At 67.8% G+C, this 14,428-nt stretch carries 14 protein-coding genes and 1 rRNA gene; 9 read left to right on the top strand and 6 right to left on the bottom strand.

Annotated features, from left to right (window positions below; translation table 11 throughout):
• The first annotated feature begins 2 nt into the window (after window positions 1-2).
• From rrf to J5V96_RS15030, 3 genes are all read left to right on the top strand, one after another.
• Window positions 3-119 (top strand): 5S ribosomal RNA (rrf, locus tag J5V96_RS15020).
• Between the two features lie 72 nt (window positions 120-191).
• The gene (locus tag J5V96_RS15025; protein WP_372439950.1) at window positions 192-1,460 is read left to right on the top strand and encodes a DUF445 domain-containing protein; all 1,269 of its coding nucleotides are present in this window, start codon (window positions 192-194) and stop codon (window positions 1,458-1,460) included.
• Window positions 1,461-1,489: 29 nt separating this feature from the next.
• Window positions 1,490-1,762 (top strand): metal-sensitive transcriptional regulator, encoded by a 273-nt coding sequence (locus J5V96_RS15030; RefSeq protein ID WP_208504869.1) that lies wholly within the window; start codon window positions 1,490-1,492, stop codon window positions 1,760-1,762.
• Here J5V96_RS15030 and J5V96_RS15035 read toward each other — a convergent pair whose 3' ends face one another.
• From J5V96_RS15035 to J5V96_RS15045, 3 genes are read right to left on the bottom strand one after another with little or no spacing between them, the layout of a single operon-like run.
• A complete protein-coding gene (locus tag J5V96_RS15035) occupies window positions 1,763-2,920 on the bottom strand; it encodes an acyl-CoA dehydrogenase family protein (protein WP_208504871.1) in 1,158 nt (385 codons plus the stop codon).
• Window positions 2,917-3,684 (bottom strand): alpha/beta fold hydrolase, encoded by a 768-nt coding sequence (locus tag J5V96_RS15040; RefSeq protein ID WP_236014922.1) that lies wholly within the window; start codon window positions 3,682-3,684, stop codon window positions 2,917-2,919. The genes J5V96_RS15035 and J5V96_RS15040 overlap by 4 nt, the downstream gene beginning before the upstream one ends.
• Window positions 3,685-3,742: 58 nt before the next feature.
• Window positions 3,743-4,951: an MFS transporter gene (locus tag J5V96_RS15045; protein ID WP_208504874.1), complete on the bottom strand. Its 1,209-nt coding sequence runs from the start codon at window positions 4,949-4,951 to the stop codon at window positions 3,743-3,745.
• 374 nt (window positions 4,952-5,325) lie between these two features.
• Between J5V96_RS15045 and nrdH the strand changes: the two genes are divergently transcribed.
• From nrdH to J5V96_RS15075, 6 genes are all read left to right on the top strand, one after another.
• Complete coding sequence (gene nrdH, locus J5V96_RS15050; protein ID WP_208504876.1) at window positions 5,326-5,559, top strand: glutaredoxin-like protein NrdH; 234 nt, start codon at window positions 5,326-5,328, stop codon at window positions 5,557-5,559.
• 30 nt (window positions 5,560-5,589) lie between these two features.
• Window positions 5,590-6,018 carry a class Ib ribonucleoside-diphosphate reductase assembly flavoprotein NrdI gene (gene nrdI, locus J5V96_RS15055; protein ID WP_208504878.1) on the top strand — a complete coding sequence of 143 codons (429 nt, stop codon included), beginning with the start codon at window positions 5,590-5,592 and terminating at the stop codon, window positions 6,016-6,018.
• Window positions 5,997-8,159, top strand: coding sequence for a class 1b ribonucleoside-diphosphate reductase subunit alpha (gene nrdE / locus J5V96_RS15060; protein WP_208504880.1), 2,163 nt, complete (start codon window positions 5,997-5,999; stop codon window positions 8,157-8,159). The genes nrdI and nrdE overlap by 22 nt, the downstream gene beginning before the upstream one ends.
• Window positions 8,160-8,184: 25 nt before the next feature.
• On the top strand, window positions 8,185-9,159 hold the full coding sequence (gene nrdF, locus J5V96_RS15065; protein ID WP_208504882.1) for a class 1b ribonucleoside-diphosphate reductase subunit beta: 975 nt from the start codon (window positions 8,185-8,187) through the stop codon (window positions 9,157-9,159).
• Window positions 9,160-9,286: 127 nt separating this feature from the next.
• Window positions 9,287-10,258, top strand: a complete 972-nt coding sequence (locus J5V96_RS15070; protein WP_208504885.1) for a phosphatase PAP2 family protein — start codon at window positions 9,287-9,289, stop codon at window positions 10,256-10,258.
• A gap of 101 nt (window positions 10,259-10,359) precedes the next feature.
• Window positions 10,360-11,523: a PP2C family protein-serine/threonine phosphatase gene (locus J5V96_RS15075; protein ID WP_208504886.1), complete on the top strand. Its 1,164-nt coding sequence runs from the start codon at window positions 10,360-10,362 to the stop codon at window positions 11,521-11,523.
• Between the two features lie 69 nt (window positions 11,524-11,592).
• Here the strand turns inward: J5V96_RS15075 and J5V96_RS15080 are convergent, their stop codons facing one another.
• Genes J5V96_RS15080 through J5V96_RS15090 form a run of 3 tightly spaced genes read right to left on the bottom strand, consistent with a single transcriptional unit; the run spans window position 11,593 to window position 14,333 of the window.
• Entirely contained in the window at window positions 11,593-12,000 is a 408-nt protein-coding gene (locus tag J5V96_RS15080; RefSeq protein ID WP_208504888.1) for an ATP-binding protein, read from the bottom strand.
• Window positions 11,990-12,322: an STAS domain-containing protein gene (locus J5V96_RS15085; RefSeq protein WP_208504891.1), complete on the bottom strand. Its 333-nt coding sequence runs from the start codon at window positions 12,320-12,322 to the stop codon at window positions 11,990-11,992. The genes J5V96_RS15080 and J5V96_RS15085 overlap by 11 nt, the downstream gene beginning before the upstream one ends.
• A 1-nt stretch (window position 12,323) precedes the next feature.
• Window positions 12,324-14,333 (bottom strand): glycosyltransferase, encoded by a 2,010-nt coding sequence (locus J5V96_RS15090; RefSeq protein ID WP_307793687.1) that lies wholly within the window; start codon window positions 14,331-14,333, stop codon window positions 12,324-12,326.
• Window positions 14,334-14,428 lie beyond the last annotated feature (95 nt).

Consider the following 14,428-nt stretch of genomic DNA (forward strand, 5'->3'; position numbering starts at 1 on the left):
GTTTCGGCGGTCATAGCGAGAGGGAAACGCCCGGTCACATTCCGAACCCGGAAGCTAAGCCTCTCAGCGCCGATGGTACTGCAGGGGGGACCCTGTGGGAGAGTAGGACACCGCCGGACTTCTTTTACGAAAAGGCCACCCAATGCTGGGTGGCCTTTTCGCATTTCCGGGGGCATGCGAGGATGGCTGGCATGGGGACCCCGCTCGAGCTGCTGTCGCCCGCCGATCAGAGCCGTCTGCGGGCGCTGCGCAGAATGAAGGCCGTGGCTCTCGGAGCCCTCGTCTTCATGGCGCTCGTGTTCGTGACGGGTTTTGTGCTGCAGAACGACATCGACGCGTTCGCGTACGTGCGTGCCGCCGGCGAGGGCGGGATGGTCGGCGCCCTCGCCGACTGGTTCGCGGTCACGGCGCTGTTCCGGCGTCCGCTCGGCCTTCCGATCCCGCACACCGCGATCATCCCCAACCGCAAGGACGAGATCGGACGCAACCTGGGGGAGTTCGTGGAGACGAACTTCCTCGAGGGGGGTGTCGTGCGCGCGAAGCTGGCCTCGACCCCGATGGCCGCGCGTCTGGGCTCGTGGCTGCGCCAGCCGGAACATGCCGAGCGGGTGGCCACCGAGGCGGCGGCGATGGCTCAGGGTGTGCTGCGCGCGCTGAGCGATGACGACGTGCAGGACGTGATCGAGTCGCTCGCCCGGCAGCATCTCATCGAGCCCGGGTGGGGCGATCCGCTGGGCACGTGGCTGGAGCGGGTGATCGAGACGGGCGCCCACCACGGAGCCGTCGACCTGGCGGCGGACAGCGTCTCCGCCTGGCTCGCCGCGAACCCCGACTCCTTCGCGGGCCTCGTGTCGAGGCGTCTGCCCTCCTGGGTGCCTTCCGTCGCGCAGCGCCTCGTCGACCACACCGTGTACAACGAGGCCGTGACGCTGGTGCAGGCGGTGCGCGCCGATCCGGAGCACCCGGCCCGGAAGGCGATCGACGGCTACCTCTCGCGGCTGGCCGAGAACCTGCAGCACGATGAGGTCACCCGCGGCAAGCTCGAGCAGGCGAAGGCGACGCTGTTCGACAGCCCGGGTGTGCGCCGGCTCGCCGCGGAGGCGTGGGGAGCAGCGAAGCAGGGTCTGCTCCGCGAGCTCGAGAAGCCCGACAGCGGGCTGCGAGGCCGGATCCGCGACGCGCTTGCGGAGATCGGCGGCCGGCTCGAGGATGAGGAGGCGCTGCGCGCTCGCGTGGACGCCTTCGTGACCGACGCCGCCGTCTTCCTCGTCGATCGCTATCGCCACGACATCGCGTCGCTCATCACCGACACCGTCGAGCGCTGGGACCCGCAGGAGACGACGGAGAAGATCGAGCTGATGGTCGGGCGCGACCTGCAGTACATCCGTCTCAACGGCACCGTCGTCGGCGCCCTGGCCGGACTCGCGATCTTCACCGTCGCGCACGCACTGTTCGGCTGATGCATACCGGGCGGGGGTATCCTCGCCCTGTGATCGAAGACATCCAGAAGCGGGCTCTCCACCGCACGAAGATCCTGGAGGGGCAGCTGCGCGGGCTCGGCCGGATGATCGAGAACGAGGACTACTGCATGGACATCATCACGCAGTCGCGCGCGATCCAGCGCTCGCTCGAGTCGCTCAACCGACTGCTGCTCGAGAACCACCTGCGCACGCACGTCACGCACATGTTCGAGTCGGGCGGCGACGACCGCGAGCAGGCGGTGACCGAGCTGCTGAAGGCGTTCGACTTCGACGGACGCTAGCTAGGCGTCGAGGGGTCCGAGCCATGCGGACGCGACGGTCGCGTGCGCGGACTCCGGATCCGACGGGTGGAAGGCCCCGGCGAGGACATCTCGATAGAGGCGCGAGAGCTCGTTCGCGGCGAAGTACGACGATCCGCCGGCCACCAGCATCGCCTCATCGACGACCCGCTTGGCCATCGCGGTGGCGCGATGCTTGATGCCGGAGAGCAGCGAGAACCATCGCGCTCCGTGGTCGGCTCGTTCGTCGATGTCGCGGCAGAGGGCGGCGAGCTGCGGGGGGAGCGCGTCGTAGGCGAGCGCCATCTCGGCGATGCGCCAACGGATGTCCGGATCCTGGCTGTACGCCTTGCCGGTCTTCTTCGACGTGCGCCGCTGAGCCGTCGCGACCGCGAGGTCGAGGGCTCGGCGAGCGATGCCCGTGTAGACGGAGGCCAGCAGCACCTCGAACACGCTGAAGATGCCGAAGACGATCGGATCCGGGTTCGGTCCGGGCGCGACCCGGCGCACGACGCGCGCAGCGGGCGCGACCGCCCCGTGCAGCTCGGTGGTGCGGCTCTGGGTTCCTCTCATGCCGAGTGTGTCCCAGTCGTCGCGGGTGATGACGCGGTCGTCGCGCTCGATGAAGGCATAGACCATCTGCGGCGCATCCGGTGACGTGGTGTCGAGCCCGTGAAGGCCGAGCCGCGTCCAGACGGGGCCGAGGGACGTGAAGATCTTCGTGCCGGTGAAGGCGTAGGAGCCGTCGGCCTGGGGCGCGGCCTGCGTGTCGCTGCCGAACAGCACGAGGTCATTGCCGGCCTCGCTGATCCCGAACGCGAACACCTCGCCGACGGCCGCCTCCTCCTGCACGAAGCGCAGGTCGTCGATGCCGCGATCCTGCAGCACCTTCGCCACGCCCGTCCAGACGAGATGCATGTTGACCGCGAGAGCCGTGGCGGGGGCCGCCTCGGCCAGCCGCTGCTGCAGCAGCGAGACGTCGGCGAGCGAGAGGCCGAGGCCTCCGCGGTCGACGGGCACGAGCGCGCCGAGGTATCCGACCTCCCGGAGGTCGGCGAGGTCGGCCTCCGGGAACACGTTGCGGGCGTCGACCTCGACGGCGCGGGAGCGGATCCGCGTGAGGAGCTCGGCCGGGAGCACGGATGCGGGATCGAAGGTCACGCGATCACCTCCAGGAACTGGCGGACGGTCTGTTCGGGCTTGTCCCGGTGCGGGGAGTGGCCGGCGCCCGGGACGATCGACATCGAGAAGGCCGTGTTCCCGCCGACGACCTCATCGGCGAGCTCGCCGGTGAACAGGCTGTAGACCTCGGGATCGGCGCCGAGGACATGCGTGGGCACGGTGACGCGCGACGCCTGCGCGCGGACGTCCCAGACCGCGTTCTGGCTGCTGGTCTGCTCGACGGCCCAGCGGCTGGCGCGGCGCACCGCGTCCACCTTCAGCTCGAGGTCGTGCGGGTGCCAGTGCGGGTGCTCCTCGCGCACGGCCTCGATCCGGTTGTCGGCGAAGGCGCGCTCCTGACTGCGCCGCACGACCTGCGAGTCGTGCGCGTCTACCACGATCGCGGGGTCGACGAGCACGATTCGCCGCGTCCAGTCGGGGTGGTCGGCGGAGGCCGACGTGGTCGCGGCTCCGCCGAGAGAGTGGCCGACCACGAGATCCCAGGCTCCGCCTGCGGGCGGGCGCACCTGCGCCACATCGGCGGCGTAGGCCGCCACCCGGTAGTCGAGCGCGCGGGGAGCGTCGCCGTGACCGCGCAGGTCGACGGCGGTGGCGCACCATCCGGCGTCGGCGAGAGCCACCCCGAAGCGCCACATCAGGGCGCCGGAGGAGCCCAGTCCGTGCACAAGGAGCGCGTGACGGTCGGACGACGGATCGCCCCAGTGCATCCGGGGCAGCGAGACGGGAGCGGGCACAACGGTCATAGAGGTCAGCCTAGGGACGAGGATCGTGCCGTGACCGTCGATTGTGCGCGGAATCCGGTCAGGTGATGATCGGGAGCTGCTCCGTGTCGGGGATGGGCGAGGCGTCGCGATGACGCAGGTCCGGGAAGCCCCGATGGAAGACGGCCGCGATGATCGCGGCGCCCGCGATCATCGCGATGCTGACGAGGTAGGCCCCCACCGGGCCGCCGCCGTCAATCGCGAAGCCGGCGGCCATGGATCCGAGGGCCGCGCCGATGAGCTGGCCGGTGTTGATCCAGCCGTAGGCCTCCGCGGTCTCGCTGAACTTGACGCTCGCGGAGGTGCCGGCGAGCATGACCGCCAGGGCGGGCGCGAAGCCGAGGCCGGCGATGAACAGCGCCAGCGCCAGCCAGAACGGATTGGCCACCATCACGAGGGTGAGGGCGCTGCCGAGCACAACGATCCCGAGGCGGCGGGCGACGGACCAGGGGCTCATCGGGATGCCGCCCGAGCCGAGGCCGCCCGTGAGGCTGCCGAGCGCGTACGCGGCGAGCACGAGACCCGACTCGACACCTCCCTCGCCGAAGGTCGCGACGATGCCGGCCTCGACGGCGGCGGTCGAGCCGATGAAGAGCACGCCCAGTCCGGTCGTGAGCAGCACGGTGGGCTTTCGCAGCACCTTCCCGAAGCTCGACCGGCTGCGGGGGATGCGGACGCGCCCGACCTCGGGGGACAGGATGAACCACGCGCCGCCAGCCAGGGCCACCGCCGCGACGACCAGCAGAGCCAGCACCGAGGAGACCTGCAGCGCGAGGAAGGTGACGAGCACCGGCGCCGCCACCCAGATGAGCTCCTGCAGCGACGCATCGAGGGAGTAGAGGGCGCCCAGCTGACGGGAGTTGACCAGCTTGGGATAGATGGTGCGCACCGCCGACTGCACGGGTGGGGTGGACAGGCCGGCGAGCAGGCCGAGAGCGACCAGCACGGGCACCGGCAGCGGCGTCAGTGCGATCACCGTGATAGCGGCCGCATAGAGCAGCGTGAGGGCGGAGAGCACCGGGCGCATGCCCCAGCGGCCCATCCAGCGGCTGGTGATCGGTCCGGCGATGGCCTGGCCGATCGACATCGCGGCGAGCACCGTGCCCGCGGCGCCATAGGAGTGCGTCATGTGCTCGACGTGGATGAGCACGCCGAGGCTGATCATGCCGGACGGGAAGCGCGCCGTCAGCTGCGCGGCGATGATGCGGGCGACGCCGGGCGTGCGCGCCAGCTCGCGGAAAGTGGCCATCCTCTGAGGCTATCCGGCGGCGCTGCGGCGAGGCTCGGAACGAGCCGGGCGCGACACGCCGAGGTGGGAGGTTGCTCCACATCCACAGGCGGGGAAATGTCGGAGGCCCTCCCTAGCGTTGTACCTGTGGAGAGATCGTTGCGCCGGGTGTCGCGAACCGCGGATTCTCGGCCGGGTCGGGCCCTCCGGATCGGCGTCCGGCTGTGGACGGATCCGTGGATGGAACGGGGGAGAGGCGGTGGAAAGCTGTGGAAAATCACACTGATGTAACTACTAGCCCTAGTGGTGCCCCCGAAGGTCCATCCCCATATGTAGTATTGAGCTCCCGGCGGGTTGCGCCTGGGATCACACAGATTTGAAGAGGAAGAAGCTTCATGGCGATCACCGTCTACACCAAGCCCTCCTGCGTCCAGTGCAACGCGACCTACCGCGCTCTCGACGCCAAGGGCATCGAGTACGACGTCGTCGACCTCTCGCAGGACGAGGCCGCCCTCGAGCAGGTCAAGGCCCTCGGCTACATGCAGGCGCCGGTCGTCGTGACCGACGAGGACCACTGGTCGGGCTTCCGTCCCGACATGATCGACGAGCTCGCTTCGCGCCTCGCCTGAGCGGCGGGGTCCGTCTCGCCAGGAGCAGAGATGACCGCGGCTGTGGCCACTGAAGTGCCGCTTCTCGTGTACTTCTCGAGCGTGTCCGGCAACACGGCGCGTTTCATCGAGAAGCTCGGGATGCGCGCGGTGCGGATCCCCCTCCATCGAGCGGACGAGCCTCTCGCGATCGACGAGCCCTACGTGCTGGTCACCCCCACATACGGAGGGGGAGACGGCAATGGAGCGGTTCCGAAGCAGGTCATCCGGTTCCTCAACGACGAGCACAACCGGGGCCTGATCCGCGGAGTGATCTCCGCAGGCAATACCAACTTCGGCGATGGATTCTGCATCGCCGGCGACATCATCAGCAGCAAGTGCCATGTGCCGCACCTGTACAAGCTGGAACTCTTTGGAACACCCGACGACGTGGAGCGCGTCAGCGACGGATTGGAACGATGGTGGAAGCAGCAGCTCTGACCACGGATATCGACTTCAAGCACAACGCGAAGTTCGAGGGCATGGACTATCACGCCCTCAACGCGATGCTGAATCTGTACGACGAGAACGGACAGATCCAGTTCGACGCGGACAAGCGCGCGGCGCGGGAGTACTTCCTGCAGCACGTGAACCAGAACACGGTGTTCTTCCACTCGCTGCGCGAGCGGCTCGACTACCTGGTCGAGAAGGAGTACTACGAGGGCGCCGTCATCGAGGCGTACCCCTTCGAGTTCATCGAGCGCCTGAACGACTTCGCCTACGGCAAGAAGTTCCGCTTCGAGACCTTCCTCGGCGCGTTCAAGTACTACACGAGCTACACGCTCAAGACCTTCGACGGCAAGCGCTACCTCGAGCGCTTCGAGGACCGCGTCGTGATGACCGCCCTCGCGCTCGCGGGCGGCGACCAGGAGCTCGCCTGGAACCTCGTCGACGAGATCATCTCGGGCCGCTTCCAGCCCGCCACCCCCACGTTCCTCAACGCCGGCAAGGCGCAGCGCGGCGAGCTCGTCAGCTGCTTCCTGCTGCGTATCGAGGACAACATGGAGTCGATCTCGCGCGGCATCAACTCGTCGCTGCAGCTCTCGAAGCGCGGCGGCGGCGTGGCGCTGCTGCTCTCGAACATCCGCGAGGCCGGCGCCCCGATCAAGCAGATCGAGAACCAGTCCAGCGGCATCATCCCCGTCATGAAGCTGCTCGAAGACAGCTTCAGCTACGCGAACCAGCTCGGCGCACGCCAGGGCGCGGGTGCGGTGTACCTCTCGGCGCACCACCCCGACATCATGAAGTTCCTCGACACCAAGCGCGAGAACGCCGACGAGAAGATCCGCATCAAGACGCTGTCCCTCGGCGTCGTCGTGCCCGACATCACGTTCGAGCTCGCGAAGAACGACGAGGACATGTACCTCTTCTCGCCGTACGACGTCGAGCGCGTCTACGGCGTGCCCTTCGGCGACATCTCGGTCACCGAGAAGTACCGCGAGATGGTCGACGACCCGCGCATCAAGAAGACGAAGATCAACGCGCGCAAGTTCTTCCAGACCCTCGCGGAGATCCAGTTCGAGTCGGGCTACCCGTACATCATGTTCGAGGACACGGTGAACCGGGCGAACCCGATCAAGGGCCGCATCAACATGTCGAACCTCTGCAGCGAGATCCTGCAGGTGAACACGCCGACGACACTCAACGAGGACCTCTCGTACGACCAGATCGGCAAGGACATCTCCTGCAACCTGGGCTCGCTGAACATCGCGCTCGCGATGGACTCGCCGAACCTCGGTCAGACCGTGGAGACCTCGATCCGCGCCCTCACGGCGGTCAGCGACCAGAGCCACATCCGCTCGGTGCGCTCGATCGAGGACGGCAACGACAAGTCGCACGCCATCGGCCTCGGCCAGATGAACCTGCACGGCTACCTCGCTCGCGAGCGCGTCTTCTACGGTTCGGAGGAGGGCATCGACTTCACGAACATCTACTTCTACACGGTGCTCTTCCACGCGCTGCGCGCCTCGAACCAGCTCTCCATCGAGCGCGGTTCGGTGTTCGAGGGCTTCTGGGACTCGAAGTACGCCTCGGGCGAGTTCTTCGACAAGTACACCGAGCAGGAGTGGAAGCCGCAGACGGCGAAGGTGGCCTCGATGTTCGAGGGCCACCACATCCCGACGCAGGACGACTGGCGCGAGCTCAAGGCCTCGATCCAGAAGCACGGCATCTACAACCAGAACCTGCAGGCCGTTCCCCCGACCGGTTCGATCTCGTACATCAACAACTCGACCTCGTCGATCCACCCGATCGCGTCGAAGATCGAGATCCGCAAGGAAGGCAAGCTGGGTCGTGTGTACTACCCGGCGCCGTTCATGACGAACGACAACCTGGAGTACTACCAGGACGCCTACGAGATCGGCTACGAGAAGGTCATCGACACCTACGCCGCGGCCACGCAGCACGTCGACCAGGGCCTTTCGCTGACCCTGTTCTTCAAGGACACGGCCACGACCCGCGACATCAACAAGGCGCAGATCTACGCGTGGAAGAAGGGGATCAAGACGATCTACTACATCCGCCTGCGCCAGATGGCCCTCGAGGGCACCGACATCGACCAGTGCGTCTCCTGCACGCTCTGACCATCCTCCCGAGAGAGAACGAGAGATGACCGAAGCAGTCAAGCTCCTGGACCGTGTCCAGGCGATCAACTGGAACAAGATCCAGGACGAGAAGGACGTCGAGGTGTGGAACCGCCTCGTGAACAACTTCTGGCTGCCCGAGAAGGTGCCGCTGTCCAACGACATCCAGTCGTGGAACACGCTGACCCCGGATGAGCAGCAGCTCACGATGCGCGTGTTCACGGGCCTGACGCTGCTCGACACGATTCAGGGCACGGTGGGTGCGGTCTCGCTCATCCCCGACGCGCTCACCCCGCACGAGGAGGCGGTGTACACCAACATCGCGTTTATGGAGTCGGTGCACGCCAAGAGCTACTCGTCGGTGTTCTCGACGCTGTGCTCCACGCAGGAGATCGACGAGGCGTTCCGCTGGTCGGTCGAGAACCCGAACCTGCAGAAGAAGGCTCAGATCGTCATGGACTACTACCGTGGCGACGACCCGCTCAAGCGCAAGGTGGCCTCCACCCTGCTGGAGAGCTTCCTCTTCTACTCGGGCTTCTACCTGCCGCTGCACTGGTCGTCGCGCGCCAAGCTGACGAACACCGCCGACCTGATCCGCCTCATCATCCGCGACGAGGCCGTGCACGGGTACTACATCGGCTACAAGTTCCAGAAGGGGCTCGAGCTGGTCGACCAGGCTCGCAAGGACGAGATCAAGGACTACACGTTCTCGCTGCTCTACGAGCTCTACGACAACGAGGTGCAGTACACGCAGGACCTCTACGACCAGGTCGGCCTGACCGAGGACGTCAAGAAGTTCCTGCACTACAACGCGAACAAGGCGCTGATGAACCTCGGCTACGAGGCCATGTTCCCGGCATCGGTCACCAACGTGAACCCCACGATCATCTCGTCGCTCTCGCCGAACTCCGACGAGAACCACGACTTCTTCTCGGGCTCGGGCTCGTCGTACGTCATCGGCAAGCACGAGGCGACCGACGACGAGGACTGGGACTTCTGATCCGCTCGATCGATCGGTGAGCTTCGCAAACCGATCGTGAACACCAAGGCCCCCGCCGGCAGCTCGTCACGAGCAGCCGACGGGGGTCTTGCGTTCGCGCGGTCGGGCTCACTGCTATGTTCCCCCCATGACGAGAGGCGATGTCGTTCACGAGCGATCCGAAGCTGCCCCGGGCGTCCTGCAGACGAGCCGCCGGTGGGTGATCGCGATGGCGCTGAGCGCCGTTGTGCTCGCGGCGACCTACCTGCTCGCGGTGTGGACCGAACGCGGTCAGGCGATCGAGAACGCCGCGCTGCGCGGTGCAGACCAGGTGCGCGCCGACGAGCTCGCCCAGGCGAGCGAGACGCTCGCGCAGATCACGATCTGGTCGTTGGGTATCGCGGTCGTTCTCGTCGCGGTTGTCGCTCTGCTGAGGCGCCGCCTCGACCTCGCCGTGGCAGCGGTGGGGATCATCGTGCTCGGCCAGGTGATCACCCAGAGCCTGAAGCGCTTTGTGCTACCTCGTCCGCAGCTCGTCGAGGTCGTCGGCGAGTACACGCAGAACAGCTTCCCGAGCGGTCATACGACCATCGCGATGACGGTGCTCTTCGCCGCGCTGATCGTCGTTCCCTACCGCTGGCGAGGCGTGACGCTGTTCGTCGTCATGACCTGGGCGATCGGCATCGGCGCGTACACGGTGACCGCCAAGTGGCACCGTTTCAGTGACACGCTGGGCGCTGATGCCGTCGCCCTGACCTGCGGCTGCCTGGCCGCATGGTGGCTCACCCGGCGAGGGGCGATCATCCGCTACGCCGGCCGACCGCTCCGGGGACGGGTGGTGCTCGCGATCCTCGTGGGGATCCTGACGGCGTTCACGCTCGTCTGCGGGGCGCTGCTGTGGGGCATCCCGATGGCTCGCGGCGTCGACGCCAGCGTTCCGGACCTGATTCAGGATTACAACGCCTACCTCGGGAGCCATGCGCTGGCGAGCGGGACGTCGGGGCTGGCCGCGCTCCTGTTCTGGAGGCTCTGGCATCGCCTCGAAGTGGCAGGACGCGGCGACGCGTCGTCCCTGCGCGACGACACCGACCTGCGCAAGCTCGGGACGCCGAGCGCCTGACCGCTCGCACGCTCCCAGCAGACGGGCCGCGGCCCGGGGATTCTGAGTCACCCGATATAGCATGATCCGATGTCTGTCTGCGCGCCCGAGAACGATGCCACGTGAGCGCGACGCCCGCCGAGGAGACGGCGAGACAGGGCGCGCTGGACGCGCTGGAGCTGGTCGATCGCCCGCGGGATGAGCGGGTCGAGCGCATCACCCGTCTGGCCCAGGAGCTGTTCGACGTTCCGATGGTGAGCGTCAACCTCGTGGATCGTGACCGCCTCTGGAGCCTGTCCGAGGTCGGGTTCGGACGCCGTGAGGCGCCCCGGACGAACGCGTTCTGCGATGTGGCCGTGCGCCAGCAGGGCACCCTGGTCGTCGAGAACGCCGAGGTCGATCCGCAGTTCGCGGCGAGCCCCTTCGTGACCGGCAACCCTGGCATCCGCTTCTATGCGGGTCAGCCGCTGCAGGCCCCCGGCGGCGAGAACATCGGCACGCTGTGCATCCTCGACACCAAGCCGCGATCGCTGTCAGACCGGCAGCGGGCCCTGCTCGAGGAGCTCGCGGCATGGGTGCAGAAGGAGATCACCCGCGATGTGGAGGTCGCGCTCGCGGCCGTGGTGCAGCGTGCGTTCGCTCCCCACGAGATCCCGTCGATTCCCGGATACACGATCGCTGCGCAGTCGACACCCGCAGGGGAGCTGTCGGGTGACTTCTACGACCTGTACCTGCACGAGGGGCGCCTGCGCGTCACCCTCGCCGACGTGATGGGCAAGGGCACGGGGCCGGCCCTGGTCGCCGCCACCGCCCGGGCCGCGCTTCGGACGGCGCCCGAACGGTCGCTCGTCGCATCGATCGAAGAGCTCGATCGCCTTCTCGATCGCGACCTGCGCGACCTCGACATGTTCGTCACGGCCTTCCACGCCGAGCTCGACCCCGCCAGCGGCGCCGTCACGTACGTCGACTCCGGCCACAGCCTCGCCTTCCTCTTCCGCCGCGACGGATCGTGGGAGCAGCTGAGGATGCCCGGGCTGCCGCTCGGAATGGGCTTCTGGGAGAGTCGCACGGAGGCGACGGCGCACCTCGGGCCCGGCGATGCGCTCGTGTGCTGCAGCGACGGCCTGCTCGACGTGCTCGACACGGACGACCCCTTCGGCGATGTCGCCGCGGCCCTGCGCCAGCACGGTCCGCGTGGGGCGGTCGAGGAGGCGATGCGGCGCGCGTCGTCGACCCGCGCGCACGACGATGTCACCGTGATCGCCATCACGCGCGACCAGGCGTGACGAGCCGGTCCGCCTGAGCATCACAGGCCACCCCACCGGGAGGGCCTGTGACGCGTGCGGCAGCGGCTCTCAGCCGCGGCGGCGCACCATGCGCCAGAGATTGCCCTCGTCCGTGCGCTCGTGCGCGATCTCGTCGAGGATGGCGCCCGCCAAGGCGAGGCCGCGGCCGCCCTCGGCCTCCTCGTCCGGCATCTCGCGCGCGAGTTCGATGGGCATCTCCTGACCAGAGTCGCGCAGCACGGCGCGCAGAGCGTGGTCATCCACCTCGAGGGTGAAACGCCAGCGCACCTCGCCCTCGGGGCGCCCGTGCTCGACCACGTTCGTCGCGATCTCGATCACCGCGGTCTCGAACAGCATCAGATCCGTGGGGTTGATATCCGGATTCTCGGCCCCCGCCTGCTCGAGCAGCTCGTGCAGGCGCGCGATCTCGTCCGGCACCGCGAGGCCCTCGACCTCGTAGCGGCTCTCACCATTCACGGCAGGCCTCGTCCACCGTCGCGTAGGGCGTGAGAATGCGATCGAGGTTCGTCAGCCCCAGCACGGCCAGCACCTGCTCGCTCGCGGCCGCCAGCCGCAGGTCGCCGCCCGCCTGACGGGCGGTCTTGAGGCCCCCGATGAGAGCGCCCAGACCGGACGAGTCGATGAAGTCGACCGCGGTCAGATCGATCACCAGCCGGCTGGTGCCCCCCGCCACGAGCGCGTCGATCCTGCTCTTGAGGGACCCGGCGCTGACCAGGTTCAAACGGCCCGAGAGCCCGAGCACCGTGGCGTCCTGGCGGACGGCCTCGTCGATATCCATGTCATCGCTCCTTCTCGTTCGGCAGGTTTCCGCCCTCTGGGCCACGATAGAGGGCGGCACGTACGATCACACTCAGCACCACGACGTCGTACACCGCCCAGACGGAGTTGATCACGACTCCGATGGGCGTCAGAGGGCCCACCGGCGGCGCCAGACCGGGGGTCAGCAGCAGGATGATGCCGATCACGACCGACAGCAGCAGGCCGCCCATAAACGCCAACTGCGGCCAGATCAGCCGCACCGGGAAGCGCTGCCTCCCCGAAGCGCCGGATTTGTCGGTCACCGCGAAGCCGAGCGGCCGCCCGAACCAGACGTTCGCCGCGGCGGTCGTGAGCGCCTTGATCCAGATGGGGAAGAGGGCGAGTGTGTACTGCTGGCCGCGCCAGGTCTTCACCCCGTAGCCGACCACCGCGAACAGCGCCTGGTTCACGATGAAGTACGGGAGGAAGAAGGCCAGGAACGTCGTCCCCCAGGCCTCGACAGGGGTGGCACCCAGGGTCAGGTAGAGGATCGGGGCGGCGAGGAAGACGAGCGCGGCGAAGCCGGTCAGATAGCTCCACATCGTCGCGAAGTAGCTGAGACGCTGGCCGATGCTGAGCCCGCGCTTGGTGAGCGGATTCAGCCGCAGCAGCACCTGCATCGTGCCCTGCGCCCACCGCAGCCGCTGCGTGAGCATCGTCGCCAGGTCCTCGGGCGCGAGGCCGGTCGCGAGGATCTCGTGATGGTAGACGGACTTCCAGCCGTGGCTGTGCAGAAGCATGCAGGTCTCCATGTCCTCCGTCACCGACAGCGACGAGACCGGCATGACCGGGAGCGCCTCGTCGGATCGGTCGACATTGACCGCATGGATCAGCGCCGAGACCCGTTCGATCGCGGTCAGCGGCGACCACTCCCGGTCGGCGAGACGCGTCGTCGCTCTCTCATCGAGGAAGGACATGCCGTCGTCCGGAAGGGCGCCGAGCTCGCGGAGGTCGCGCCGAATGCTCTCGAGATCGTTCGAGACGAGCGCCCGGCTCGTCTCGTCCACGCTGCGCTGGAAGTCCCAGGTGACCGACTGCACCGGGTCGCCCGCGCCGATGCGGGCGAGCGCTCCCTCCACCGCCGCGCGCAGTCCGCGCACCGCATCTCGCGCCGTCTCCGCGCCCGCCTGGCGGCTGAGCTGCCGTTCCGCATCGGCGAGCACGCGCCGCGAGGCGGTGAGCGCCGAGCGAGCCGAGCGCTCGGTCTGGCGCACGTAGCCCGCGATGCCGAGCTGCATCAGCGCCTCGCGTCGCAGCATGGCGTTGGATCCGCAGAAGAAGGCGGCGTTCCAGCCGTCCTTCCCCTGCTGCACGGGGCCGTAGAACAGCGGCGCCTGGCTGCCGAGCGGATCCGAGTCGGTCACGTTCGAGAACCACTGGGGCGACTGCACGAGCGCGACCTGAGGATCCTCGAACCAGCCGAGCATCTTCGAGACGATCTGCGGCTCGGGGATCTGATCGGCGTCCAGGATCAGCAGGAACTCGCCGCTGGTCTGGAAGAGAGCGTTGTTGAGATTGCCGGCCTTGGCGTGACGGGTCTTTCCGTCCCAGTCGGCCGAGCGCGTGATGTACCCGACGCCCAGCTCGTCGGCCACCGCACGCATCTCGGGCCGGGCGCCGTCGTCCAGGATCCACGTCAGGTGCGGCCAGTCGATGGCCTTCGCGGCGCGCGCCGTCGCGGCGACGAGCTCGATGGGCTCGTTGTAGGTCGTGATGAACACGTCGACAGTCGCATCACGCGGGGGAGCGGGCGCCGCGCCGCGCACCTTGAGCCGCCAGATCGTCACGGCGAACAGCGCGCCGTCGATCAGCGCGTAGGTCTCGGCGATCACCAGGGGGATCGCGATCCACCAGTGCGCGAGATTCAGCGACCACCCCCACCGCCAGACCAGGTAGGCGGTGCCGCTGAGAAGCGTGAGCACCGCGAGGATCCGGATGGTGAGAAGGCGTCCGCGACCGGTCGACCGTGTCGGTTCAGGAAGGCTCGTCACGGTCGCTACGTTAGGAGAGCGGTATCCAGGATGTCAGCCCCTTGCCAAACGGGGCGATGGGCCGACAGGCTCTTCGGGGGATCTGCCTCCTCCGC

This window comes from Microbacterium stercoris (genome assembly GCF_017592545.1).
GTDB classification, from domain to species: domain Bacteria; phylum Actinomycetota; class Actinomycetes; order Actinomycetales; family Microbacteriaceae; genus Microbacterium; species Microbacterium stercoris.

Excerpts from the sequence above, each read along its gene's own strand:
- J5V96_RS15025 (WP_372439950.1), top strand. The coding sequence starts at position 192 with ATGGGGACCCCGCTCGAGCTGCTGTCGCCCGCCGATCAGAGCCGTCTG.
- J5V96_RS15040 (WP_236014922.1), bottom strand. The coding sequence starts at position 3,684 with ATGACCGTTGTGCCCGCTCCCGTCTCGCTGCCCCGGATGCACTGGGGC.
- J5V96_RS15045 (WP_208504874.1), bottom strand. The coding sequence starts at position 4,951 with ATGGCCACTTTCCGCGAGCTGGCGCGCACGCCCGGCGTCGCCCGCATC.
- nrdH (WP_208504876.1), top strand. The coding sequence starts at position 5,326 with ATGGCGATCACCGTCTACACCAAGCCCTCCTGCGTCCAGTGCAACGCG.
- nrdI (WP_208504878.1), top strand. The coding sequence starts at position 5,590 with ATGACCGCGGCTGTGGCCACTGAAGTGCCGCTTCTCGTGTACTTCTCG.
- nrdE (WP_208504880.1), top strand. The coding sequence starts at position 5,997 with ATGGTGGAAGCAGCAGCTCTGACCACGGATATCGACTTCAAGCACAAC.
- nrdF (WP_208504882.1), top strand. The coding sequence starts at position 8,185 with ATGACCGAAGCAGTCAAGCTCCTGGACCGTGTCCAGGCGATCAACTGG.
- J5V96_RS15070 (WP_208504885.1), top strand. The coding sequence starts at position 9,287 with ATGACGAGAGGCGATGTCGTTCACGAGCGATCCGAAGCTGCCCCGGGC.
- J5V96_RS15085 (WP_208504891.1), bottom strand. The coding sequence starts at position 12,322 with ATGGATATCGACGAGGCCGTCCGCCAGGACGCCACGGTGCTCGGGCTC.